The organism is Alkaliflexus imshenetskii DSM 15055 (assembly GCF_000517065.1).
Lineage (GTDB): Bacteria > Bacteroidota > Bacteroidia > Bacteroidales > Marinilabiliaceae > Alkaliflexus > Alkaliflexus imshenetskii.
The window spans coordinates 3,872,312-3,895,591 of record NZ_KI912105.1 but is presented as its reverse complement, the minus strand read 5'-3'; the positions used below and the strand labels follow the sequence as shown (position 1 = coordinate 3,895,591).

Sequence of the window (23,280 nt, the reverse complement as noted above, 5' to 3'; positions counted from 1 at the left end):
CAAAGAATGAGAATATGATCACAGACAATCACGCACTTCTGATCCATCCCGAAATGTTTGACAGCTTTTGGGAGATCATGACAGAGAGTTTTCCTGAAAATGAGCGAAAATCAAGCGAAGAGTATACAAAACAACTCAGAATAGAACACTTCGCAATCAAACTTCAAACAGATGCCTCTGCTAATATTCAGGGCTTTATAGGATACTGGCAGTTGGAAGGACGCCTTTTTGTTGAGCATTTTGCAGTTTCATCAAAATATCGCAATCAGGGATTGGGTGGAGCCATTTTTTCACGCTTTTTGGAATCTACAACGCTACCTGTTGTTCTGGAAGTGGAACCTCCGCTGGATGAATTAACCAAGCGCCGTATCAGTTTTTATGAACGTTTCGGTTTTGTCCTGAATTCATTTCACTATTTGCAACCTTCCTATCATCCGGGTGGTGACGCAGTAGAACTCCGTCTGATGACGAACGACAATGAACTCACTGAAGTGCAGTTTCGAAGTATGAGGGATGAGATCTATAAAACTGTGTACAATACCACGCATGTATAACAAAAAAGTCCCGGGTCTATCGCCCGGGACTTTTTTGTTGTTTTTATAGTATTCCTATAAGGGAAAAATAACAGTTGAATAATCGTTTACATTCACCAAAGGAACAGATGCCTTATAGGTGTTGTTAATTGCTCTGATAAATTCATTTGCAATAATAGCATAACCGCGAGGTGTAGCATGAATGCCATCGAGAGACAGAACACCTCCTGTAACAAAATTATTGGAATAGGTATGTCCATCAACCACTAAACCAGCTTTAATCTGATTCATTAGCTCATTTATATCAACAAAAGCCAGTCCATTTTCAGTTGCTAAGGTTTTAATAATTTCATTGTAACCAGTTGTAGCAGCCTTTATCTTTTGCAAATCATCTGCATCCAGCGTGTAATTTGCTGGCACCGGAACCTGGCTTCCCCATCCTTCAGTTGCAATCTTATCAGTGGGAAGGTTCATTAAAAACTTCTCGTTGGCCTTTATTTGTCTGAATCGCAGCTGAGTGGGCATATCCGTCATTTTTGGGTCGGCAATAACCATTGCATTCTGGCCTGCCACAAAAACAATTGCTGGACGCCCGGCACCGTTGGCTGCGAGGTTATACTGCGCGTAGGCAGCGTTTAGCTGGTCGGCCTGCACCTGCGACAATGGCAATGCATTGTATGGGACAAGATTAAAATATGGAAGGGCGTCGATATCAGGGATATTTGCAATTACCCCTTTGCTGCCAAGCATAGTTAACTCTGTTATTAAAGTAGAGAGTGCCATTTGAAAGCTCTCAAGCGGCGTAATGATATCTGAAGTACCACCTGAAAGCGCATAGGTTAGTACATCATTGCCTCCAATCCACAATGAGAAAAAGGTCGCCTCAAGCTTTAGGGCATCTGAGATAACCGACGAAACCCCGGGTTGTTTGGCAAATCGTACAAAGAAAGGATTACCACCTACCGGGTTACTGAATGCGGGAGCCAAAAGATGAAATGATTTTGCGCCCGGTACCGACATGTTATTAAATGGTGCTTCACTTCCTATCAGTTGCGAAAACACCGTTTTATCGCCCACCGTTGGCACAGGTCGAAGCGCTCCGCCCACAACTTTCAGTTCAAAATAACCGTTGATGTTTCCGCTTTGATCAATCACTGTGGTACCGGCACTTTTTCCCTCTGGCATCAGCGGTTGCTTAAATTCGCCACCGCCAACAAGTTTAAACTGCTCTGCCAACATCGCAGGCAATGAGGTTTGCTGTCCCTCCAATCCGAGTGCACCATCCATATAACCAGCCGAATAACTGTCGCCAAGTGCCACATACACAGCAAAATCTGCCTCACCGGCTGATGTCGCAAAATCATCTGTTTTAATGTCACACTGCCAAAATATTAGGGCAAGTGTTATCGATAAAATATATCTCATGATGTTCATCATTTATCTGATTAGAAACTAATGTTGAGGCCAAAACCCGGAATAACAGCATTTGTATTGTATGTGCCGTAGAAATTAGCCGGAGCATAACCGTCTTCTCTCTCAAGGGCACGTATGAACTGTAGCGATGTGTCCAACGAGACGTTCTCAGAAAACCTAAACGAAAGCCCAAGCGTGTAGTTTAGTTTATTGGCTCCTGGAGTTTCCGGTGTGAGATAGTCCTTTGGGATTGGTGTGGTATCCCAGGCAAAGCCGGCACGTCCGGATACAAAATCGTTCAAGGCGTATTCAGCGCCAATACGGTAAATCAATGTGTTTTCAAAATTGCGCACGTTTCTGGAATCCGGAACTGTCTCCGCATCAAACTCAAAGTTTAACTCCTGATAGGCACTCCAAAGTACATATTGCAAATCGGCTGCAAGCAGAAATCTGTCAGTTACCTGCCAGCCGGTACCAAACTGAATGCCACCGGGCATTGGCAATGCTGATTTGAAGGTGGTTTCGGGAAATTGAGTTGCAAGCGAAGCCGGAACCTTAAATGATGCTTTTCCTTCATCCATTTTCATGTCCACCGTTGATCTGTAACTCAATCCGAATGAAAGCGATGGAGATGCCTGATAAAAGATGCCCGCATTTACGCCAAAAGCTGTTGTTTTACCGGTAAGTTCCGCTTGTCCATCGCCATTAACCCCCTGAACTGGTAATGCTTTATGTAGCTCCACATCGCCGTATGCATATACCAGTCCTGCACCAATACTCAGGTTATCGGAAAGTTTAAATGCAATGGTCGGCTGTATGTATATGGCTTTCAACGAGATGTCCTGAATCAAATAACGTCCATCCCAATCATCGCCCCATACAAGCGAATTACCAAATGGCGTTGTAACTCCAAGTCCCAGCACAAGTCTGTCATTCACTTTTCCGGCTCCATATAAAAAGAATGGTGTGCCAATTGGGTTGTCGGATTTATGTGTATATACCGAGCCGGATTTTTGAAAAGTGTTATTTGAAAAAATGGCACTTGCACCGGCTGTCACTTCAAAATTTCCACTCATCATACCCAATGCGCCCGGGTTAAAGTGAATAGATGATGCACCAAAATTTAGTCCGGTACCGGTATGGCCCATTCCAATCTGGCGGGCACCCTGTAAATTTATCTGATATCCCTCGCCCAGAACAATCATGCCAGGTAATATCATCAGGCATAAGAACAAAATTCTTCTCATTTTGTATTAAATTTATTGGTTTACGATTGGTATGTAAAACTTAAAAACTCTATTAGGCAGCAAACTGCAATATCCTTAGCGGTTTTCACCATTGTTATCAGGAAATTACATTTTGATTATTCAAAAGAGCCATAGTAACAAAAACACGAAATTAAATAAAATATTCAACGTGCAAGCGAATTACTGTTTTGATTTTCAGCATATTAAACCATTTGATACGAAAAATTTAATATTCAATTATTCAAATAGTTTATTTTGCGGAAGTTCAGCGTAATAATGGAGAAACGTTTAAGGCTATTGCACAAACTGAATTTGACGAAAATCATCTTTTTTGTGGCAAAAATCGAATATCTAACAAAATATTTATGTAAATTCATGGAATCAAAAACGGGAAATTCCTGAATCTCCACAATAACCAACCCTAACAAGCATACTTCATTATCATTATCAGATAATTAAATATTTATTTTAAGTAACTATTACCTCAATTTATGCTCACAGATAAAGATCATATACAGCTAAAGCAGAAAGGCATTACTCCATCGCAACTGGAAGAACAGATACACAGGTTTAAAACTGGTTTTTCAAAACTGGATGTGATAAAGCCGGCCACGCCGAATGATGGCATCCGCATACTATCGGAAAAAGAATCGAAGCACTACGCAGAAATTCTTCATCAAAAGATTTCCAGACAGCTAACCATCTCCAAATTTGTACCAGCATCTGGCGCTGCCACAAGGATGTTCAAAGATCTTTATCAATACCTTGACAATCCCGTACCCATTAAATCACTGCCAGTTGAGCATCCGGTAGTCCGATTTATCGAACTACTGCCAAGATTCGCGTTTTTCCCAATACTTGCTGATGCACTTAAAGTGTATAATCTCAACAATGTTCATGTGCGAAAATCAAAGGCCGAAGAGATTATTCACACCCTACTCACACACGAAACGCTTAACTACGGTGCGCTTCCAAAGGGGCTGATACATTTTCATTTGTATGAGGATGCCATACGCACTGCCATGGAAGAGCATCTGGTTGAAGGCGCCAATTATGCTACCAACAGCGATGGTTTGGTAAAGGTGCATTTCACCGTAAGCCCCGAACACCACGAACTCTTCCGAAACAAGCTCTACAATGAAGGGCCTGCCATTGAAAATAAATACGACATAGGTCTGGATATATCCTTCAGCTTTCAAAAACCGCATACCGATACACTTGCCGTTTCGCCCGATAACGAACCTTTCCGTGACGAAAAAGGTCATTTGATTTTCCGCCCGGGCGGACATGGGGCGCTTATCGAAAACCTGAACGAACAAACGGCCGAAATTATTTTCATCAAAAACATCGACAATGTAGTGCCGGAGCATCTGATTGATAAAACCATAGAGTATAAAAAGGCTTTAGGTGGTTTACTTCTTGAGCTCAGAGATAAGATATTTGATTTTCTGAAACGGATGGATTCTGACCTTAGCCACAGTTTAATTGATGAAGCTTCTGCATTTCTTAAAGCGCAGTTGTTTGTTGTACTTCCCAATGACATACTGAGTCAGGAGATCTCAAAGCAGGCAGAATACCTGAAACAGTATCTGAACAGACCAATTCGTGTATGCGGAATGGTTCGCAATGAAGGGGAGCCCGGTGGTGGTCCTTTTTGGGTGCGAGAGAAAAACATGCAGCTGTCGCTACAAATACTCGAGAGTTCTCAACTTGACTTAAATGATGCGCATCAGGCCAATCAGTTTAAGGCAGCTACGCACTTTAATCCGGTTGATTTGGTTTGCTCCACTTTTGACTATAAAGGGAATAAATTCGATCTGACAAAACACACCGATCCGGAAACCGGTTTCATCTCCGAAAAATCGATGAACGGCCGTCCGTTAAAAGCACTCGAACTGCCTGGACTATGGAATGGAGCCATGTCGGACTGGATTACACTTTTTGTGGAAGTGCCCATCGAAACCTTTAATCCGGTAAAAACCGTCAACGATTTACTGCGCCCACAACACCAGCCGGCCTGAGCAAATTATGGAAGTTTAAGTCCTCATAATGATAAAAGCTCGTCGATAATGAGTAAATTTGCGATGTAAAACGAAATTGAATTTATGCACGAATCCTGGCAAGCCAATTATAACGATATCAAGGGAGAAATTGAGCGGTTCGAACAGATGGAGAACGGGCAAAAAACCTTCTATTTTGATGTTCATACCATCGAAAACATCTTTGATTTCTATACCGACAAATTTCAATTTGAGAAAGCGGAAAAGGCTTTGCAGATAGGTATTAGGCAGCACCCCGATGCCACTTCACTTCAGGCCAAACATGCCATTATTCTGATGGAAAAAGGCGAAGATGACAGGGCCATAAAACTTATGGAGAGTCTCCTCCAATTGGAGCAATCCAATCAGGAAATATTTTTGAATCTGGGATTAGCCTATCTCCGTAACAATCAGCAAGAAAAAGCTGTTGTTTTCTTTAAAAAGGCATTGGAAACAGCATTTGAGGATAGAGAAGATGTAATGCTCGATATAGGCATTTATCTGAATCAACACGAAGCTTATAAAATAACCATAGATTTTTTGGCGTCGGGTTGCAGAGAGTTTCCTAATAATGAGAGCCTTCTGTTTGAACTTGCTTTTGCCTACGACAAAGAGTTTATTATCGAGAAAGGGCTCGAAACCTATAATCGGCTTATCGACATCAACCCGTTTTCGGAAAATGCGTGGTATAACCTCGGCATTCTATACATCAAAAACAACGACTTTGACAATGCCAATAAGTGTTATGATTACGCACTGGCAATAAATCCTGCTCACGGAGAGGCATTGTTTAATAAAGGCAATTCGCTGGTTAATCAGGGACAGTATCTGGAAGCGATTGACTGCTATATCGATTATATATCATACGGTTATGATGTGTTGCTGCCCTATCACTATATAGCTGATTGTTTGGACCAGTTGGGTAATTGGGACTTGGCATTACGCTTTTACCGCCTCACTGTAAACACAGACACGGGCTATATGCCAGCATGGCTTGGTTATCTGGCGCTTTTGATAAATCAAGAGTATGCTTCAGAAGCTTCAGAAGTGTCAGAAAAAGCGCTGCAGTATCATGGTGAAATTAGTGAACTGTGGTATTTGAGAGCCCGCAGTTTGCTGCTTACCGGAAATCTGAATGAAGCTGAAGATGCGTTCGAAGTCTGTTTTAAGGAGGACTATGATAATTTACGAAACGCGTACGAGTTATATCAACTAAAAAAGGCCTTGTCGCCAAAATTCAAAGGCGATAAACTATTGAATCGATGGCTTAAGGCTTATCCTGACTCACCTGCAGTCCACTATCTGGCAACCGCCTATTACTTGCTGGATGAACGGAATCTGAATAAAGCCATCGGGCATCTGAGAACTGCATTGATCGAAAATCCGGAAGACTATGAGTTTTTTGTGGAACTGTTCCCAACTATTGAAAAAATGGTTTCCAAAAGCAAAAAGCTAACACAACTCATCGAAAACTATTTTCCTTATGAATTTTAATCTTCCATTTCTACCGCAAAGAGCCGAAAAGCCAAGGAGTTCGGGCATTACCATAATGACGGACAAAGGTTTAAGTGTGCGTGAAGCAGAGAACTTTACCGAAGGAAATGCACCTTACACCGATTTTGTGAAGATGGCCTTTGGGACCAGTTTGCTGATACCTTCGCTTGAATCGAAACTCAATATTTACCGTGGTGCCGGCATCATCCCCTATTTTGGTGGCACACTTTTCGAGGTTTTTGCCCATAGAGAGGCGATGGACGACTATAACCGGTACCTTGATCGCTATGGTATTGAATATCTTGAAGTATCGGACAGCGCCATCAAACTCAGCAGGGAGACAAAACTAAATCACATCAATCAATTTTCGGCCAACTTCCAGGTTATTAGCCAGGTTACCAACATGGTAGAAGGTGGACATCTGAGTTTCGACAAATGGATACAATTTGCCGAAGATGAACTACAGGCTGGTGCATCGCACATCATCATTAAGGAAAGTGCGCAGATGCCCCTTTACGGAAAAAATGGCCTTGCCGCCTATCTTGCTGCAAATGCATCCAACCATACCATCGACCTGAACAGAGTCATATGGGACGCTTCGCAGAAGAGTGAACAAATTGAGCTGATTAATCTGTTTGGCAGTAACGTTAACCTCTACAACATTGCAAGCTTTGATGTCATCGCCCTTGAAACCAAGCGTCTTGGTCTTCACAGTTCTACACTTCTGAAACTGATAGACAAAGCTGAACATACCGAATAACTCAAACTTAATATGCTTAACTCATATCTAGTCAATATTTTGAAAGGGATGGCCATGGGTGCTGCCAACGTGATTCCGGGTGTTTCTGGTGGTACCATTGCCCTTATAACGGGCATATTTGAACGGCTTATTAACGCCATCAAGTCCTTCGACTTAAAAGCACTAAAACTTCTTACAAAAGGCGATTTAAAAGCTTTTGCCGCCCATATAGATCTGTTTTTTCTGATTACACTGTTTTTTGGGATTGGTATTGCTGTTATTTCTCTGGCTCGAGTGCTCGACTTTCTGTTTCAGAACCATCCGGTATATGTATGGGCCTTCTTTTTTGGCCTTGTTTTGGCATCGGTTTGGTTTGTGGGAAAAACCGTTGGTAAGTGGCATACCGCCTCTGTACTCTCGTTTGTAGGTGGAACAGCCATCGCCATTGGAATTAGTGTACTCTCCCCTGCCTCTGAAAATGCTTCTACATGGTATCTTTTCCTATGTGGTATCGTTGCCGTTTGCAGTATGATACTTCCGGGGTTAAGTGGCTCATTTGTTCTTGTATTGATGGGAAATTATCAATTGGTAATGATTCAGGCTGTAAACCAGTTTAGAATCGACATTCTTCTACCGGTAATTGTTGGTGGAGGATTTGGTCTGCTGGCATTTTCACGGCTGCTTTCCTGGTTGTTAAAACGGTTTCCCGACTCCACCATTGCTCTGCTCACCGGATTTATTACCGGTTCGTTGGGAATATTGTGGCCATGGAAAAATGCCATCATCGAAACGTTTGGTACAAAAACCAAAATAGTTGGCTATGAATGGTTTTGGCCTACGGCCGACGCAGCCTTTTTTCTGGCGCTGGCACTGTTTTTTGCAGGGTTTGCTGTAATTTGGCTTACTGAATCACTGGCAGGAAAAACCAATAAAGTGCATTAACGGTATGAGAACTTTTGGATTAATAGGTTACCCCTTGGGGCACTCTTTTTCGCAAGGCTTTTTCTCTCAGAAATTTGTCAATGAAAAGATTGACGCCCGATATCTTAATTTTGCCATTCCCGAAATTGGCGAGTTTAGAGGATTGCTTGAACAACACCCCTATCTTGCGGGTTTAAATGTCACAATTCCTTACAAAGAACAGGTCATTCCTTATCTTGACGAATTGGATGCTGAAGCTGCAAAAATTGGTGCCGTCAATGTAATTAAAATCAGATGGGACAACAACAAGCCTTTTCTTAAAGGCTATAATAGTGATGTGAAAGGATTTGTCGATTCCATTCAGCCCATGTTAAAACCATATCATTCAAAAGCATTGATACTTGGTACCGGGGGGGCATCCAAAGCTGTGGCGCATGGCCTGTTGAAATGCGGAATCTTATTCCGATATGTGAGCCGCACACCCAAAGCGCCTGCCCATGTGAGTTATGATTCGCTTACACCTGAGATAGTCTCGGAATACAAACTGATTGTTAACACCTCACCATTGGGCATGTATCCAAGGTCAGATGAATATCCACCTATTCCTTATGCAGGTCTTGGTGGTGAGCATCTGATTTATGATCTCATCTACAACCCTGAAGTGACAATGTTTATGAAAAAAGCATCTGAAAAAGGGGCAGTAACAAAGAACGGACTTGAAATGCTGCATCTTCAGGCTGAAGAGGCTTGGCGAATCTGGAACCTCTAACAGGTTAAACAATAACCCTGCGACTCGGGACAAAAACTTCAGGGGGATAGGTCACATCCACAAGATACAACCCCTCGGCAGGTGCTGAAGTGCCTGCCCTGCTTCTATCCTTTAATTCAATAATCTCCCTAAACTGGTCAATGGTTAATTTACCACGACCTACATCCAAAAGGGTTCCCACGATGGCACGCACCATATTTCGCAAAAACCTATCGGCCTCAATGGTAAAAATGTATCTATGCCCCGATTGTTCCCATATGGCTTTTTGCACCTTGCATATATTGGTTTTTGCACTTCCGTGCAACCTGCTAAAGCTCGTAAAATCAGAATACTCCAGTAATATAGCTGCTGCCTGATTCATTTTATCGAAATCAGGCACAAACCTTAGCCGGGCAGCCAATCCTTGCAGGAAAGGGTTCTTTTCAGTTGTGACATGATACTCATATCGCCTGGCAATAGCACTAAAACGACTGTGGGCCTCATCATTTACAGGTGTCACGCTGTAAACAACCACATCAGACGGCAAAAAACGGGAAATATGGGCAGCCAGTTGCATTGGATCATCAATTGGCGTAGTGGTATCAAAATGGGCAACAATATATGCTGCATGTACACCAGCATCGGTTCTGCCTGCTCCCGTTACCTGAGTAGGCTGCCGCAAAATGGTAGTCAATGCAGTTTCGAGCAACTCTTGCACCGAGTTGCCATTTGGCTGACGTTGCCATCCGTGATATTTGCTGCCATTGTAGGCCAATTCCATGAAATACCGAACCATCTCTCTTCCTTTTTTAGCAAAGATAACAAAGATATTCAGCTGGTCGATTTTTTAGGCTTTGCATCGATGGGCTGGCACATTATCATAATTATATAGAGGAGCATTTTTGTTAAAACAGCCATTCATCTTGACACATGGTTCTTCCTTTTGTATCTTAATTAGCGATTGAATTTCAAATATTTAATTGCCTATGCGTTGAATTTGAATCATCTTCTGATTTTGTAGCCGCAGAAATAACCCAAGAGAGCGTATTTATGCTGAAGTAAATCTTATTCATTAAATTTAGTTTAATCATGAGAAAAGAGATTGGAATCTGGTTGAATACCAGCAAAGCTGTTTTAGTCAGTCTGGACGACGGAAAAAATGAAAACATCCGTATTCTTGAATCAGGAATTGAATCCAGAACCCGCTTCCCGGGCGAAAAAAAGCCATTTTCGAGATTGGGCTCACTGCTGACCAATACATCAAGTAAAGTTACCAACCGCAGAAAACAACAGATGCATCAGTATCTCAGCAAAATTGTTCATGAAATTGACGCGGACACCAACACTCTATATTTGTTTGGGCCGGCAACAGCTAAAATAGAGCTCGATAAGGAACTTAAAAAGCACCAATCCTTCTCACATAAACCTGTTATTGTTGAATCGGCTGATAAAATGACCGAAAGACAACTTGTGGCTCATGTAAAACTTTTCTTTGAGAATTACCATGCAAAACATGCAAAAGCAGTTCATTAAATATCAAATCATAAAGCAAAAACACAGCCGGTACTTAAAGGCACCGGCTGTGCTTGTATTGTTACTTACTACCTTGCTTATAATGAATAACAATTCGCTTATGGCTCAAAATTGGAACACTCTCAGAGCAAAAATGGTGAATGAACAATTGCGTAGTCGCGACATTCGTTCAAAATCTGTTTTGGATGCCATGCGTGAGGTTCCCCGGCACGAGTTTGTTCCTGATGAGATGAAGCGGATGGCCTATGAAGATCGTCCACTGCCAATAGGATATAACCAGACCATTTCCCAACCCTATATCGTGGCGTTCATGACCGAGCAAATCAACCCAAAAGCCGGCATGAAAGTGCTCGAAATAGGAACAGGGTCTGGATATCAGGCAGCCATTTTGGCTCAACTCGAATGTGAAGTTTATACCATTGAATTGGTGCCCGAACTGGCCAAACAAGCACAACAAACACTTGATAATTTAAACTTTACCAACGTGACGGTGATGGCTGGAAATGGATATCTGGGCTGGCCTGAACATGCACCATTCGATGCCATTGTGGTAACCGCTGCCCCGGAAGAAATCCCTCCAAAACTAATTGAACAACTGGCAGATGGTGGCGTAATGGTATTGCCCGTTGGCCCTGTCAATAGTCTTCAATATCTTAAACTGGTGCGTAAAAAGGGTGATAAAATTACAACCACAACACTCATGCCGGTGCGCTTTGTGCCCATGATAGACAGGTAAATTCAACAATACGCAGCTATTTCTATTGAAAATTTTCTCATATTTACACACTATACCATCGCGATTAAGCTAAAAGTGGATGAATTGGATTAAAATTCTGACTGAAATTGACTCAGGCGGTCAAAGCCGCGTGATTGCCAACATTCTGGAGACAAATCCCAACGAAATATCTTCGGTTTTGGAGTGTATGCAAAATAACAATGCGACAGTGGCCTGGCGAGCAGCCTGGGTGCTCGACAATTTTGCACGTATCAATCCGGATAAAATAATGCCTGTTTTTGATCTCCTCATCAACATTCTCATTTCAACGCCACATCCTGGTGTCAGAAGACACATCACCCGAATTTTGGGCGATGTAGATCCCGCAATGATAGAGGATGGACGAGTGGTTGACTGCTGTATCCGGTGGTTATCCGATTTAAAAAGTCCTGTAGCTGTAAAGGCCAATGCCATGACGGTATTGGGTAACCTCAGCACAATCTATCCCGAACTGTCTGTGGAACTTATCCCAATTATCGAAACCGGCATGCAAAATGGAACACCCGGATTTCGAAGTCGTGGAAAGAAAATACTTCAATTGCTGAATAAAGAAGTATCGGAACCATAATAAAATCAGGCCGGGCAGAACGCTTCTGCTGAAAAACAGATATTGCAGAAACTATTTGTTTAACCACTCACTAAAACGACTTCTGAACTTATTAATTTTAGGTGATATAACAACCTGGCAATAAGGTTGCTCCTGATTTCGGCTATAGTAATTTTGATGATACTCTTCAGCCACATAAAACGGAGCCGATGCTACCAACTGCGTTACCAGAGGGTTTGCAAAGACCTTCTCTTCCGAAATGCTCTTCATCAATTGCAGCGCTGTTTCTTTCTGCTTCTCATCCTGATAGAAAATAACAGAACGATATTGCGTTCCCACATCGGCTCCTTGACGATTGAGCGTGGTGGGATCGTGTATAGTGAAAAAAATGGAGAGTATAATCTCGTAAGAAATTACATCCGGGTTGAATGTAATTTTTACCACTTCGGCATGTCCTGTTCGTCCGGTTGTCACCTCCCTATATGCAGGATTTTTTATTGTCCCGCCACTGTATCCGGATACAACTTCATGCACGCCACGAACTTTCTGATACACAGCTTCAAGACACCAGAAACATCCTCCGCCCAGCACAGCTGTCTCTTTTCTTTCATTTGCCATAACACCGAAAAATGAAGTAAAAACCAACAAAACCATATAAATCACCCGCCTCATTTCAATAGTTGTTAGTATGATCTAAAGATTTAAATGGATAGATGCAAAACCCATCTATTAAACAATCCTGAAAAGCTTCTTGTTCAGCTAGTGCACCAACAATGTTCAAAAATCGGATTATTACAACTCTACAATTCTATTAATCTCATTACTTCGCACAGCAGCTTCAATAACACGAATCACATTTAGTGCTTCGAAAGCTTGCACAGGTGCCGGCTTTCCAAATCTAATGGCGTGATACAATTCGTTATAGTATGCCTGATAGTTTCCGGGTATCGTTTCAATTCTTCCCATAAAGTGTAGACCAGAAATATCACTATTAATTGTTCCATAGAGCGCTTCCGGATCACTGCCCCATCCTTCGGTGCCAGGCGTTAATCCGCGATTTAATGCATCCTCCTGTGGGTCGAGTCCATGCTTCACAAACGTGCCGTTGACACCATGTAAAACATAAGCCGGACCAGGTTGACGCACAAGATAACTGGCCTTTAGGGTCACACTTAAATTCGGATATATCAGCTTCACATCAAAATAATCACTTACTTGCGAGTTGTCCCTCATTGCATTTAGTTTGCAAAACACGCCAGAAGGCATGCCAAACAACACCAGTGCCTGGTCAATAAGATGTGAGCCAAGATTCTGCAAAATACCAACCCCAATGCCTGATTGCTCTTTCCAGGAGTCGGCCACCCAGGTGCGATAGCGATCATAGCGTGCTTCATACTCAACCAAACGGCCAAGCAAGCCTTCTTGCATCACTTTTCTTACGGTCATGAAACTGTTGTCCCATCGCCTGTTTTGAAACACTGATAGCACAACCCCTTTATCTGCTGCTAACTTCAGTAACTTCTCCCCTTCTGAAAAGGATTGAACAAATGGCTTTTCTGTCACCACATGCTTTCCGGACTCCAGCGCCAGGCGCGTCTGTTCAAAGTGCAGCATATCGGGTGTATTCACAATCACAAGTTCGATGTCATCGTTGGCCAACATGGCTTCGAATGACGAAACTACTTTGGCTTTTGGCGCAAACGCTTGAGCCGAGTTGGATGAGCGCTGAACAATATGTGTGAGCTCATAATCTGAATTGTTTAAAAGCAATGGGCCATGAAATACCCTACCCGACATTCCAAACGATGCCAATGCTGTTTTAATGGGCTGTGTCATAATTCAATTTTGATATAACGCTGAAAAATAATAAAAACATAGCAATTATGCCTTAATAACTTTTTACGATTGCCGATTTTGACACCTAAGTTTGGTCACAACACCTTTCAAACACCCCCCTTTTTTCCATCAAATTAGCTACCTTTGTGATAAATAATTTCAAATAAAAAATGAGCAGTTATCCACCGCTGGCTGAGCGCATGCGTCCTAAAAATCTGAATGACTACATCGGACAAAAACATCTGGTGGGTGAAGGGGCTGTGTTGCGCAATATGCTTGAGTCGGGACGCTTCTCATCCATCATTTTGTGGGGACCGCCAGGTGTTGGAAAAACCACATTGGCACGCATCATTGCCAATCAGCTTCAACGGCCGTTCTACACTCTGTCGGCCGTCTCTTCCGGTGTGAAAGATGTACGCGAAGCCATAGAAAAGGCGCGCAATTCGCGGTTTTTCAATACAGCATCGTCCATCCTTTTTATCGATGAAATACACCGTTTTAGCAAATCGCAACAAGATAGCCTGTTGGGCGCTGTGGAAGAGGGAATTGTCACATTAATTGGCGCCACAACCGAAAATCCCTCTTTCGAAGTCATATCACCATTGCTGTCGCGATGTCAGGTTTACGTACTTGAGCATCTGGGTAATGATGATCTGATGGATTTATGGCTAAAGGTTTCCACTGACGATGTGGTTTTAAAGAACCGGAAATTCAAGATTGAGGAGGATGATGCTTTGCTTCGTTTTGCCGGTGGCGATGCGCGTAAATTTCTCAACATTGTTGAGCTAATTGTAAACGCCCACAATGAAGACGAAGAGATAGTAATCACCAATGAGCTTGTCACCAAACTATTGCAGCAAAATCCGGCGCAATACGACAAGAATGGTGAGATGCATTACGATATCATCTCCGCGTTTATCAAGTCCATTCGCGGAAGTGACCCCGACGGAGCCGTTTATTGGCTGGCACGCATGGTTGAAGGCGGCGAAGATCCAAAATTCATAGCCCGGCGTCTCATCATTTCTGCCGCTGAAGATATTGGTCTGGCCAACCCCAATGCGCTTCTGCTAGCCACCAATTGCTTTGAAGCCATTCACATGGTGGGTTGGCCCGAGTCACGCATCATTCTTAGCGAAGTTACCATCTATCTGGCCACCAGCCCCAAAAGCAATTCGGCTTATATGGCCATCAATCAGGCGCAAGCCCTGGTTAGAGAGACCGGTAACCTGCCTGTTCCGCTTCATCTCAGAAATGCGCCAACCAAACTGATGAAAGAACTCGATTACGGAAAATCCTATAAATACGCGCACGATTATCGTGACAATTTTGCCGAACAGGAATATCTGCCTGAAAAACTTAAGGGACATCAGCTCTGGTCGCCACAGGATAACTCCCAGGAGGCCAAACTTCGAGAAAGAATGCAATATTTGTGGAAAGAAAGATACAAGTAACCGTATATCAGACTTAAAAAATATCATCACTCGCGTATCAAATTAACTAACAATCAATAAAATGACTATTAGCAACATTCCAAAAATAAAACATACCGACAGCGGCCAGTTTTTTTTGTTGGCCGGTCCCTGTGCCATCGAGGGTGAAGAGATGGCGCTGCGTATTGCCGAAGAAATTTTACGGGTAACAGATAAGTTGAAAATACCTTTCGTATTTAAAGGCTCATACCGTAAAGCAAACCGTTCACGCATCGACTCATTTGCCGGCATCGGCGATGAAAAGGCACTGAAAATTCTTCGCAAAGTAAGTGAAACCTTTGATGTACCAACCGTTACCGATTTCCACTCGGCAGAAGAGGCGGCTATGGCTGCCGAATATGTAGATGTTTTACAGATTCCTGCCTTCCTTTGCCGACAAACTGACATTGTGATGGCTGCTGCGCATACAGGTAAAGTAGTAAACATCAAAAAGGGACAGTTTCTGGCACCCGACGCCATGAAGTATGCTGTAGAGAAAGTGCGCGATTGTGGCAACCCAAACGTGATGATAACCGATAGAGGTACCATGTTCGGCTATCAGGACTTAATTGTGGACTACAGAGGAATTCCGGCCATGCAAAAACTGGGAGCGCCTGTTGTTCTGGATATCACCCATTCGCTGCAGCAACCCAACCAATCGTCAGGTGTTACCGGCGGAAAGCCTGAACTCATTGAAACAGTAGCACGTGCAGGTGTGGCTGTTGGGGTTGATGGCTTTTTTCTTGAAACACATCACGATCCCGCCAACGCCAAATCGGATGGCGCCAACATGCTTCGGCTCGACTTGCTAGAGAACTTGCTTACCAAACTGTCAATAATAAGAGATGCCGTGAACAGACTTTAGTAACAAACGGATGTAAACAAAAAAGCACCGCTAACCAATTGGTTGCGGTGCCTTTTTATTTCTGTACTATGCTTACCTGGTTGCAGGCTGATAATATGACATCGCCTCCGGAAGCACTTTTTGCAGATTACGAATACGCGCTTCGTCGGATGGGTGTGTGCTCAAAAATGCCATAGAACTACCTCTACCGCTTAAAGCAGCCATCCTGCTCCAAAAATCAACAGCTGCCGATGGATCATACCCTGCCATAGCCATGAATATCAACCCCAATCGATCCGCCTCATACTCATGCGTTCTGGAATAAGGTAAGATTAATGCCATTTGGGATGTGGCACCATAAGCCATCATATAGAGGTTTTGCGTTTCCTGCGGCTTCTCTGCTAAAATGGCGCTTAGAGCTACCGCTCCAAACTGCACGCCAAGTTGTTGACTCATTCGTTCGCTCCCATGTTTGGCCACCGCATGTGCAATTTCATGCCCCATCACCACGGCTATTCCGTGCTCATCCTTTGTAATAGGTAATATGCCAGTGTAAAAAACCACCTTACCTCCCGGCATACACCAGGCATTGGGCGTGTCATCCTCAATCAGATTAAACTCCCACTGAAAATTTGCCAACTGATTAGATAGTCCCTTGTCGGCAAAATACTTTTCCACAGCCACGGATATTCTTGTGCCTACGTTTTTAACCAATGCTGTTTGCTCTTTATTGGTGGAAAGTTTGCTCTCTTGCAAAAATTGGGAATACTGCGTAAAACTCATCGCCATTAATTCCGATTCAGGAATGAGAGTGAACTGCCGTCTTCCGGTTATGGGTACAGTGGAACATGCCCATAAAAAAGATGTCAATGTAACAGCAATTACAACTAAACCAATGTAATTCCTCTTTTCAGTATTCATAGTTTGTTTTTTTGGATTAGATTATCGTTTCCGAGATGTTCTATTAATTCAATAAAATTAATCAAAACCACTCAAATACAACACTTAATTACCGCAATTATGAGCCTAAAATTGCGGGATATTTTGCATTTTTGGCGCATCTAAAATCATGCCAATGGAACAATACAAAAAGCATCTTATACACCTGCACATTATTGTATTTATTTATGGATTTACTGCCATCCTGGGCAGGTTAATAACACTCGATGCCATTTCGTTGGTTTGGTATAGGATGCTGATTGCTTTCGTAACCTTGGGTTTGATGCTTTTGGGTCTTAAAAAACGAATAGATGTATCGCCCAAATCGCTAATGGTTATGGTTGGGATTGGTTTCATTGTCGCATTTCACTGGATTACCTTCTTTCATGCCATAAAGATATCCACAATTTCTGTTGCGTTGGGATGCCTTGCTTCCACAACGCTATTTACAAGTTTTTTAGAGCCCGCAATTATCAGGCGGCGAATCTCTTTTTTGGAGGTGTTAACCGGTGTTGTGATCATCATCGGACTTTATATCATTTTCCAATTTGAGCCGGATCACTTTTTGGGCATCCTGATTGCGCTGTTATCGGCGTTTCTGGCGGCTCTATTTACCGTGCTCAACAAAGCATTGGTAAAAAAACACCATCCTGTTACAATCAGTTTTTATGAGATGGGTGGCGGATTTCTGGCAATCACCCTATTTATGCTTGTCAGTGGAAGTTTTAACGCATATTTTCCCATTCCCAAAGAAAACGATTTGATATATCTCTTACTGCTAGGCATTGTTTGTACATCCTATGCCTTTATGGCCAGCGTAAAAGTGATGAAAAGTCTGTCGGCCTATACCGTGGTGTTGACTGTAAACCTTGAACCGGTTTATGGAATACTAATGGCATTTTTCATGTTTGGCGATACAGAAAAAATGTCCCCTGGCTTTTACCTGGGGACATTAATTGTGTTATCAGCAGTATTCTTATTTCCGGTTTTGCGAAAGAAATTTCCCACCAGAGGTTAAATTAGACTACTTCATAGACTCATACGCTGTAAGCAGCTGACTCAGTGACTTTTCTATCACACTTTGAGGGCTGGCCATATTCATTCGCATAAAACCTCGGCCCTCTTTACCAAAAGTTACACCATCATTTAATCCCAGCCCGGCTTTGTGAACCATAAAATTCTTCAATTCTGAAGAGTTTAGTTTCCAAGCCCTAAAATCGAGCCACATAAGATAAGTGGCCTCTGGTTTTCTGGCTTTTACTTCGGGCATGTGGGTCTTTAAAAATTGAATTACCAGATTTATGTTACTCTCCAGATAAGGTTTTAACTCCTCGAGCCAATCCTCTGAATCGTTATATGCAGCCTCAAGCGCCACAGCACCAAAAGTATTTCCCATGTGCAAATGGTAGCCCATGACTTGTTGCCGCACAGCATTTAAGAGTTCTGGGTTGGATGAAATCATATAAGAAGTACTAAACCCAGCCAGGTTAAATGTCTTGCTGGGTGCCATACAGGTAACTGTAATGTTGGCTATATCATGCGACAAAGTAGCTAAAGGTTGATGCTGATGGCCAAATAGCGTTAAGTCGCAATGAATTTCATCCGAAATGATTGTTACACCATTTTTCAGGCAGATCTCACCCATTTTAAGCAGTTCATCAGGTGACCATACCCGCCCAACCGGGTTGTGGGGATGGCACAAAAGGAATAACTTTACATCAGGTGAGGATGTCACTTTATCCAAATGCTCTAAATCCATCACGTAGCCACTCTCGGTCTCAATCAATGGGTTTTCAACTACCTTGCGGCCAAAATCCTTTACCACACCAAAGAAAGGCGGATAAACCGGCGGCTGTACCACTACACCATCACCAGGATTTGTAAACGCCTGAACTGCCAGCCCCAAATTGGGTACCACTCCGGGCGAAAACTCAATCCACGATTGCTCCACATCCCAGTTAAATCTGCGCTTAACCCAACTCTGAATGGCTTCAAAAAATGGTTTCGGACGATTGGTATAACCAAAAAGCGGATGCGCCATCCTTTGTTGCAAAGCCTTGAGTACAGCAGGTGGTGCAGCAAAATCCATATCTGCCACCCATAATGGAATAACATCTGAATTACCAAACACCTTGTCCCGATACTCCAGCTTTATGGCACGGGTTCCTTCTCTATTATAGATTTCATCAAACTGCGACATGCAATATCATTTCACCCTAAGGTAGTTACAAAATCCTGATAACTAATACAGTATACACCCACTCAAACTCATATCAGCTTTTAATTAGCATGTTAGGACTATCTTTTACGCATAATCATTAGCAGTACCTGCATAAAAAATCCAACATTTAAACACAATCCGATTTTAGCTGATTGATATGACGATCTCCTTCAACGAAGAGTTGCCTTCTTTATCAAAGAGCTCAAAACGGAGTTTAAAAAAACCGTAGGTTCTGTCAGGAATTGCCATGTTAAACAACTTAAAATCCTGAAAATTTTGTGCAGCCCCTGTCAAGGTTATTACCTGCTGTGGCTCCCAGGCTCCCGTATCTTTTAGTCTGCCTGCTGACGGACTCACCTGCCCAAGGTAGATGAGCGATACCTCTACCCTGTCCAGCTCTTTATCGTCTGAAAACCTGCCGCTAAACTCGATAAAATCGGTTATCAGATAGAGATCGTTTTCTACGGGTTTTGAGATTTCAATCACTGGAGGTGTCTCGTCTTTTGGGTCATCTTTTTTGCAACCAGAAACAGCAATAAGTGCCGCACCTATCAGAACCATTAAAACTTTTCGGGTCATAAAACCCTTTGTAGCACGAAACTTTTCGCGCACATCAATACAAACTCTGTTCATGTTATTTAATTTGGGGATTAATAAACAGTTTCAGCGGATTTGGGTATCAGTTTTTATAATCATCGTAAACTTTTTTAATGCCTTCTTCTAATGATATCCGGGCTTGCCAGCCCAGTTGTTTCAACCGTGACACATCCATCAATTTTTGATAGGTTCCATCGGGTTTTGACGAATCCCAGCTAATTTCGCCGCTGTATCCGGTTATCTTTTGAACCAACAGTGCCAGTTCTGAAATGGAAAGATCAACACCTGAGCCAACATTTATATGTGTGTTTCGAACTTCCTGCAGCCCTCTTTCATTAACTACATCTGCAAAACTAACATGTTTCATGACAAAAACAACCGCCTCGGCCAAATCATCAGAATGCAAGAACTCACGCCGGGGCGTACCTGTGCCCCACAAACGAATCTCAACACCTTTATCACCCATAAAAATTCCAAACTCCTGAAGTCTGGTTACAATTTCATCGTCCGACATATCAGGGGTGTATCCGTGCATTGGACGCTTACTTAAATCTTTACGAATTTCGGTCATTTGACCTTCAACTAAAGATTTTCCCAGATGCATCTTACGGATAAGAGCAGGTAAAACATGTGAACCTTGCAGATTGTAATTGTCATTTGGTCCATAAAGGTTTGTTGGCATTACGGATACAAAATCTGTCCCATATTGGATGTTATAGGATTCACACATTTTCATTCCGGCAATTTTTGCCACTGCATAAGGCTCATTTGTATACTCCAGAGTATCGGTGAGCAGATACTCCTCCTTCATGGGTTGTGGGCATGACTTGGGATATATGCAGGAACTTCCCAAAAAGAGAAGTTTCTTAACCCCATGTTTCCAGGCGTTGTGTATGATGTTGTTCTGTATTTGCAGATTCTCATAAATAAAATCTGCACGGTATGTATTGTTTGCCATTATGCCACCCACCTTGGCAGCGGCCAGAAAAACATATTCGGGCTTCTCTTTTTCAAAAAAAGCAGACACTTGGTCCTGATTCACCAAATCCAAATCCGACCTGCCGGGTAAAATCAGATTGGTAAACCCCTCGGTTTGCAGATGCCGTGTGATAGCCGAACCAACCAAACCGCGATGTCCTGCTATATATATTCTACTGCTTTTTTGCATTATTCAAAGTAGTTTAGCGTTTGATATCCGCCCTCTCTCAGGTATTTCTCCTTCTTCATCAATTTGAGATCGGACTGCATCATATCTTGAACCAGCGCATCAAGATCATACTTTGGTTCCCATCCCAATTTCATTTTCGCTTTAGAAGGGTCGCCAATAAGCAGTTCTACCTCTGTGGGTCTAAAGTAGCGAGGATCCACTTCCACAACACATTTGCCTATTAAATGGGCAAACTCCTCGTTGGTGCTTGAAACAATATATCCTTTCTCTTCGGCGTCTTTGCCCCTAAAATCAATTTCACAACCAAGGTAGGAAAATGACATACGCACAAACTCACGAACCTCAGTGGTTACACCGGTTGCAACCACATAATCATCAGGCTCATCTTGTTGCAAAATAAGGTACATTGCTTTTACATAATCCTTGGCATGCCCCCAGTCGCGCTGTGCCGATAAATTTCCCAAATAGAGTTTATCCTGTAATCCAAGACCAATGCGTGATACAGCACGTGTAATTTTTCGGGTAACAAAAGTTTCACCACGAATGGGCGACTCATGGTTAAAAAGAATACCGTTGCAGGCATACATGTTGTAGGCTTCACGATAGTTTACGGTTATCCAGTAACCATATAACTTAGCCACAGCGTATGGGCTACGCGGATAAAAAGGTGTAGACTCCTTTTGTGGAACCTCCTGCACCAAACCATACAATTCGCTGGTTGAAGCCTGATAGAACTTGGTTTTCTGTGTTAATCCCAAAAGCCTTATCGCTTCAAGAAATCGCAAGGTTCCGATGCCATCAGCATTTGCAGTATACTCTGGTGTATCAAAACTAACCCCCACATGTGACATGGCTGCCAGGTTATATATTTCGTCCGGTTGTGTCTCTTGTATAATGCGGATAAGGTTTGTCGAATCGGTTAAATCACCATAATGTAAAGTGAAATTACGGTTCTCGGCGTGAGGATCCTGATAGATGTGGTCGATTCTTTCAGTATTAAACAACGACGAACGGCGTTTGATACCGTGAACGGTATATCCCTTTTTCAAAAGAAATTCAGACAGATAGGCTCCATCCTGACCGGTTACTCCTGTAATTAATGCTGTTTTTGACATTTTGATTTGTACTAGTATAATAATGTATGAAACTGTTTGTGATTAAAATAATCAGGCAAGATTTTCCCAATACCAGCCAATTGCTTCCTTAATACCTTGAGAAAAAGAATGAGTTGGCATATAGTCGAGAAACTTTTGCGCCTTGCTGATTGAGGCAAGTGAGTGCGGCACATCGCCTGCACGCTCGGGACCATAGATTGCCTTGGTGTGGACTATTTCCGCATCAAAAGCAGACAATTCGCCTTTTATTACGCTGAATAGCTCGTTAAGTGTTGTTCTGGTGCCGCAGGCAATATTATATACAGTATTAATAGCTTCTGTACTGGTTGTTGTTGCGGCAAGTTCATTGGCCTGCACCACATTGGCCACATAGGTAAAATCCCTTGAGAAGTTTCCATCTCCGTTTATCAATGGCGATGTTTTAGAGATAAGTGATTTTACGAAGAGCGGTATAACGGCCGCATAAGCACCATTAGGATCCTGTCGTGGACCAAACACATTGAAATAGCGCAAACCAATAATCTCCATCTTATACACCGATGAAAACACATTTGCATATAATTCATTCACATATTTAGTTACCGCATAAGGCGACAAAGGGTTTCCAATGCGCTCTTCCACCTTAGGCAACTCTTTACTATCACCATAAGTAGAACTGCTTGCAGCATAAACAAAACGCTTTACACCTGCATCGCTTGATGCCACAAGCATATTTAGAAATCCTGTTACATTTACCTCGTTGGTGGTTATCGGATCCTTTATTGAACGTGGCACGGAACCTAATGCAGCCTGATGGAGCACAAAATCAACTCCTTGTGTTGCCTTTGTACAGGTTGCAAAATCTCTTATATCGCCATCTATCAATTTAAAATTGGCGTTTGGCAAGTGGTGGGCTATATTATCCCGTTTACCTGTTGAAAAATTGTCGAGGCACACTACCCGGTTGCCCTGATTCATCAACTTATCTATGATGTTGGAACCAATAAAACCGGCGCCGCCGGTTACCAGAACGCTGCTGTTTTCGATAATAGCCATTGATTTTCGGTTAGTGATGCAAAAATAACAAATTAATCCGTGTCAACAGAAATAAAATGACCAAGGC

At 42.6% G+C, this 23,280-nt stretch carries 23 protein-coding genes; 12 read left to right on the top strand and 11 right to left on the bottom strand.

Annotated elements, in window-relative coordinates; all coding sequences use genetic code 11:
- The first annotated feature begins 14 nt into the window (after positions 1–14).
- Positions 15–554 carry a GNAT family N-acetyltransferase gene (locus ALKIM_RS0116165; RefSeq protein ID WP_044118028.1) on the top strand — a complete coding sequence of 180 codons (540 nt, stop codon included), beginning with the start codon at positions 15–17 and terminating at the stop codon, positions 552–554.
- Positions 555–608: 54 nt separating this feature from the next.
- Here the strand turns inward: ALKIM_RS0116165 and ALKIM_RS0116160 are convergent, their stop codons facing one another.
- Positions 609–1,958, bottom strand: a complete 1,350-nt coding sequence (locus tag ALKIM_RS0116160) for an SGNH/GDSL hydrolase family protein (protein WP_026475551.1) — start codon at positions 1,956–1,958, stop codon at positions 609–611.
- 20 nt (positions 1,959–1,978) lie between these two features.
- On the bottom strand, positions 1,979–3,193 hold the full coding sequence (locus tag ALKIM_RS0116155; RefSeq protein ID WP_044118027.1) for an OmpP1/FadL family transporter: 1,215 nt from the start codon (positions 3,191–3,193) through the stop codon (positions 1,979–1,981).
- A gap of 491 nt (positions 3,194–3,684) precedes the next feature.
- Between ALKIM_RS0116155 and ALKIM_RS0116150 the strand changes: the two genes are divergently transcribed.
- The 5 genes from ALKIM_RS0116150 (at position 3,685) to ALKIM_RS0116130 (ending at position 9,155) form a co-directional block, all read left to right on the top strand.
- A complete protein-coding gene (locus ALKIM_RS0116150) occupies positions 3,685–5,214 on the top strand; it encodes a DUF4301 family protein (protein ID WP_026475549.1) in 1,530 nt (509 codons plus the stop codon).
- Between the two features lie 84 nt (positions 5,215–5,298).
- The gene (locus tag ALKIM_RS0116145; protein ID WP_026475548.1) at positions 5,299–6,726 is read left to right on the top strand and encodes a tetratricopeptide repeat protein; all 1,428 of its coding nucleotides are present in this window, start codon (positions 5,299–5,301) and stop codon (positions 6,724–6,726) included.
- Entirely contained in the window at positions 6,716–7,486 is a 771-nt protein-coding gene (locus ALKIM_RS0116140; protein WP_026475547.1) for a phosphosulfolactate synthase, read from the top strand. The genes ALKIM_RS0116145 and ALKIM_RS0116140 overlap by 11 nt, the downstream gene beginning before the upstream one ends.
- Before the next feature lie 12 nt (positions 7,487–7,498).
- Positions 7,499–8,407, top strand: coding sequence for a DUF368 domain-containing protein (locus ALKIM_RS0116135; protein ID WP_026475546.1), 909 nt, complete (start codon positions 7,499–7,501; stop codon positions 8,405–8,407).
- A gap of 4 nt (positions 8,408–8,411) precedes the next feature.
- Positions 8,412–9,155 (top strand): shikimate dehydrogenase family protein, encoded by a 744-nt coding sequence (locus tag ALKIM_RS0116130; protein ID WP_026475545.1) that lies wholly within the window; start codon positions 8,412–8,414, stop codon positions 9,153–9,155.
- Between the two features lie 4 nt (positions 9,156–9,159).
- Here the strand turns inward: ALKIM_RS0116130 and truA are convergent, their stop codons facing one another.
- Positions 9,160–9,930 carry a tRNA pseudouridine(38-40) synthase TruA gene (truA, locus tag ALKIM_RS0116125; protein WP_084555922.1) on the bottom strand — a complete coding sequence of 257 codons (771 nt, stop codon included), beginning with the start codon at positions 9,928–9,930 and terminating at the stop codon, positions 9,160–9,162.
- 293 nt (positions 9,931–10,223) lie between these two features.
- Between truA and ALKIM_RS0116120 the strand changes: the two genes are divergently transcribed.
- From ALKIM_RS0116120 to ALKIM_RS19450, 3 genes are all read left to right on the top strand, one after another.
- Complete coding sequence (locus tag ALKIM_RS0116120) at positions 10,224–10,667, top strand: hypothetical protein (RefSeq protein WP_026475543.1); 444 nt, start codon at positions 10,224–10,226, stop codon at positions 10,665–10,667.
- Positions 10,648–11,403, top strand: a complete 756-nt coding sequence (locus ALKIM_RS0116115) for a protein-L-isoaspartate(D-aspartate) O-methyltransferase (RefSeq protein ID WP_084555966.1) — start codon at positions 10,648–10,650, stop codon at positions 11,401–11,403. The genes ALKIM_RS0116120 and ALKIM_RS0116115 overlap by 20 nt, the downstream gene beginning before the upstream one ends.
- Before the next feature lie 79 nt (positions 11,404–11,482).
- On the top strand, positions 11,483–12,010 hold the full coding sequence (locus tag ALKIM_RS19450) for a HEAT repeat domain-containing protein (protein ID WP_052345610.1): 528 nt from the start codon (positions 11,483–11,485) through the stop codon (positions 12,008–12,010).
- Positions 12,011–12,061: 51 nt separating this feature from the next.
- Here the strand turns inward: ALKIM_RS19450 and msrA are convergent, their stop codons facing one another.
- Together msrA and ALKIM_RS0116100 are read right to left on the bottom strand one after the other, a co-directional pair.
- Complete coding sequence (gene msrA / locus ALKIM_RS0116105) at positions 12,062–12,607, bottom strand: peptide-methionine (S)-S-oxide reductase MsrA (RefSeq protein WP_026475541.1); 546 nt, start codon at positions 12,605–12,607, stop codon at positions 12,062–12,064.
- A gap of 174 nt (positions 12,608–12,781) precedes the next feature.
- Entirely contained in the window at positions 12,782–13,825 is a 1,044-nt protein-coding gene (locus ALKIM_RS0116100; protein WP_026475540.1) for a Gfo/Idh/MocA family oxidoreductase, read from the bottom strand.
- Between the two features lie 170 nt (positions 13,826–13,995).
- Between ALKIM_RS0116100 and ALKIM_RS0116095 the strand changes: the two genes are divergently transcribed.
- Together ALKIM_RS0116095 and kdsA are read left to right on the top strand one after the other, a co-directional pair.
- Positions 13,996–15,276, top strand: a complete 1,281-nt coding sequence (locus tag ALKIM_RS0116095) for a replication-associated recombination protein A (protein WP_026475539.1) — start codon at positions 13,996–13,998, stop codon at positions 15,274–15,276.
- Positions 15,277–15,337: 61 nt separating this feature from the next.
- On the top strand, positions 15,338–16,159 hold the full coding sequence (gene kdsA, locus ALKIM_RS0116090; RefSeq protein WP_026475538.1) for a 3-deoxy-8-phosphooctulonate synthase: 822 nt from the start codon (positions 15,338–15,340) through the stop codon (positions 16,157–16,159).
- Between the two features lie 72 nt (positions 16,160–16,231).
- Here the strand turns inward: kdsA and ALKIM_RS0116085 are convergent, their stop codons facing one another.
- On the bottom strand, positions 16,232–17,059 hold the full coding sequence (locus tag ALKIM_RS0116085; RefSeq protein ID WP_026475537.1) for a M48 family metallopeptidase: 828 nt from the start codon (positions 17,057–17,059) through the stop codon (positions 16,232–16,234).
- Between the two features lie 154 nt (positions 17,060–17,213).
- On the opposite strand from ALKIM_RS0116085, the gene ALKIM_RS0116080 reads away from it, so the two are divergent.
- Positions 17,214–18,095, top strand: a complete 882-nt coding sequence (locus ALKIM_RS0116080; protein ID WP_044118025.1) for a DMT family transporter — start codon at positions 17,214–17,216, stop codon at positions 18,093–18,095.
- A 6-nt stretch (positions 18,096–18,101) separates the two neighbouring features.
- Here ALKIM_RS0116080 and ALKIM_RS0116075 read toward each other — a convergent pair whose 3' ends face one another.
- The 5 genes from ALKIM_RS0116075 to ALKIM_RS0116055 all read right to left on the bottom strand — a co-directional run bounded on the left by ALKIM_RS0116075 (position 18,102) and on the right by ALKIM_RS0116055 (position 23,213).
- The gene (locus tag ALKIM_RS0116075; protein ID WP_026475535.1) at positions 18,102–19,277 is read right to left on the bottom strand and encodes a MalY/PatB family protein; all 1,176 of its coding nucleotides are present in this window, start codon (positions 19,275–19,277) and stop codon (positions 18,102–18,104) included.
- A gap of 165 nt (positions 19,278–19,442) precedes the next feature.
- Entirely contained in the window at positions 19,443–19,931 is a 489-nt protein-coding gene (locus ALKIM_RS0116070; protein ID WP_026475534.1) for a DUF4625 domain-containing protein, read from the bottom strand.
- 46 nt (positions 19,932–19,977) lie between these two features.
- Positions 19,978–21,063 carry a GDP-L-fucose synthase family protein gene (locus tag ALKIM_RS0116065; protein WP_026475533.1) on the bottom strand — a complete coding sequence of 362 codons (1,086 nt, stop codon included), beginning with the start codon at positions 21,061–21,063 and terminating at the stop codon, positions 19,978–19,980.
- Positions 21,063–22,178: a GDP-mannose 4,6-dehydratase gene (gene gmd / locus ALKIM_RS0116060; protein WP_026475532.1), complete on the bottom strand. Its 1,116-nt coding sequence runs from the start codon at positions 22,176–22,178 to the stop codon at positions 21,063–21,065. Before gmd ends, ALKIM_RS0116065 begins: the two co-directional genes overlap by 1 nt.
- 51 nt (positions 22,179–22,229) lie before the next feature.
- A complete protein-coding gene (locus tag ALKIM_RS0116055) occupies positions 22,230–23,213 on the bottom strand; it encodes an SDR family oxidoreductase (protein WP_026475531.1) in 984 nt (327 codons plus the stop codon).
- Positions 23,214–23,280: the final 67 nt, after the last annotated feature.

Excerpts from the sequence above, each read along its gene's own strand:
- ALKIM_RS19450 (WP_052345610.1), top strand. The coding sequence starts at position 11,483 with ATGAATTGGATTAAAATTCTGACTGAAATTGACTCAGGCGGTCAAAGC.
- ALKIM_RS0116080 (WP_044118025.1), top strand. The coding sequence starts at position 17,214 with ATGGAACAATACAAAAAGCATCTTATACACCTGCACATTATTGTATTT.
- ALKIM_RS0116135 (WP_026475546.1), top strand. The coding sequence starts at position 7,499 with ATGCTTAACTCATATCTAGTCAATATTTTGAAAGGGATGGCCATGGGT.
- truA (WP_084555922.1), bottom strand. The coding sequence starts at position 9,930 with ATGGTTCGGTATTTCATGGAATTGGCCTACAATGGCAGCAAATATCAC.
- ALKIM_RS0116075 (WP_026475535.1), bottom strand. The coding sequence starts at position 19,277 with ATGTCGCAGTTTGATGAAATCTATAATAGAGAAGGAACCCGTGCCATA.
- gmd (WP_026475532.1), bottom strand. The coding sequence starts at position 22,178 with ATGTCAAAAACAGCATTAATTACAGGAGTAACCGGTCAGGATGGAGCC.
- msrA (WP_026475541.1), bottom strand. The coding sequence starts at position 12,607 with ATGGCAAATGAAAGAAAAGAGACAGCTGTGCTGGGCGGAGGATGTTTC.
- ALKIM_RS0116165 (WP_044118028.1), top strand. The coding sequence starts at position 15 with ATGATCACAGACAATCACGCACTTCTGATCCATCCCGAAATGTTTGAC.
- ALKIM_RS0116145 (WP_026475548.1), top strand. The coding sequence starts at position 5,299 with ATGCACGAATCCTGGCAAGCCAATTATAACGATATCAAGGGAGAAATT.
- ALKIM_RS0116140 (WP_026475547.1), top strand. The coding sequence starts at position 6,716 with ATGAATTTTAATCTTCCATTTCTACCGCAAAGAGCCGAAAAGCCAAGG.
- ALKIM_RS0116155 (WP_044118027.1), bottom strand. The coding sequence starts at position 3,193 with ATGAGAAGAATTTTGTTCTTATGCCTGATGATATTACCTGGCATGATT.
- ALKIM_RS0116160 (WP_026475551.1), bottom strand. The coding sequence starts at position 1,958 with ATGAGATATATTTTATCGATAACACTTGCCCTAATATTTTGGCAGTGT.
- ALKIM_RS0116095 (WP_026475539.1), top strand. The coding sequence starts at position 13,996 with ATGAGCAGTTATCCACCGCTGGCTGAGCGCATGCGTCCTAAAAATCTG.
- ALKIM_RS0116130 (WP_026475545.1), top strand. The coding sequence starts at position 8,412 with ATGAGAACTTTTGGATTAATAGGTTACCCCTTGGGGCACTCTTTTTCG.
- ALKIM_RS0116070 (WP_026475534.1), bottom strand. The coding sequence starts at position 19,931 with ATGAACAGAGTTTGTATTGATGTGCGCGAAAAGTTTCGTGCTACAAAG.
- ALKIM_RS0116120 (WP_026475543.1), top strand. The coding sequence starts at position 10,224 with ATGAGAAAAGAGATTGGAATCTGGTTGAATACCAGCAAAGCTGTTTTA.
- ALKIM_RS0116085 (WP_026475537.1), bottom strand. The coding sequence starts at position 17,059 with ATGAATACTGAAAAGAGGAATTACATTGGTTTAGTTGTAATTGCTGTT.
- ALKIM_RS0116100 (WP_026475540.1), bottom strand. The coding sequence starts at position 13,825 with ATGACACAGCCCATTAAAACAGCATTGGCATCGTTTGGAATGTCGGGT.
- ALKIM_RS0116115 (WP_084555966.1), top strand. The coding sequence starts at position 10,648 with ATGCAAAAGCAGTTCATTAAATATCAAATCATAAAGCAAAAACACAGC.
- ALKIM_RS0116150 (WP_026475549.1), top strand. The coding sequence starts at position 3,685 with ATGCTCACAGATAAAGATCATATACAGCTAAAGCAGAAAGGCATTACT.
- kdsA (WP_026475538.1), top strand. The coding sequence starts at position 15,338 with ATGACTATTAGCAACATTCCAAAAATAAAACATACCGACAGCGGCCAG.
- ALKIM_RS0116055 (WP_026475531.1), bottom strand. The coding sequence starts at position 23,213 with ATGGCTATTATCGAAAACAGCAGCGTTCTGGTAACCGGCGGCGCCGGT.
- ALKIM_RS0116065 (WP_026475533.1), bottom strand. The coding sequence starts at position 21,063 with ATGCAAAAAAGCAGTAGAATATATATAGCAGGACATCGCGGTTTGGTT.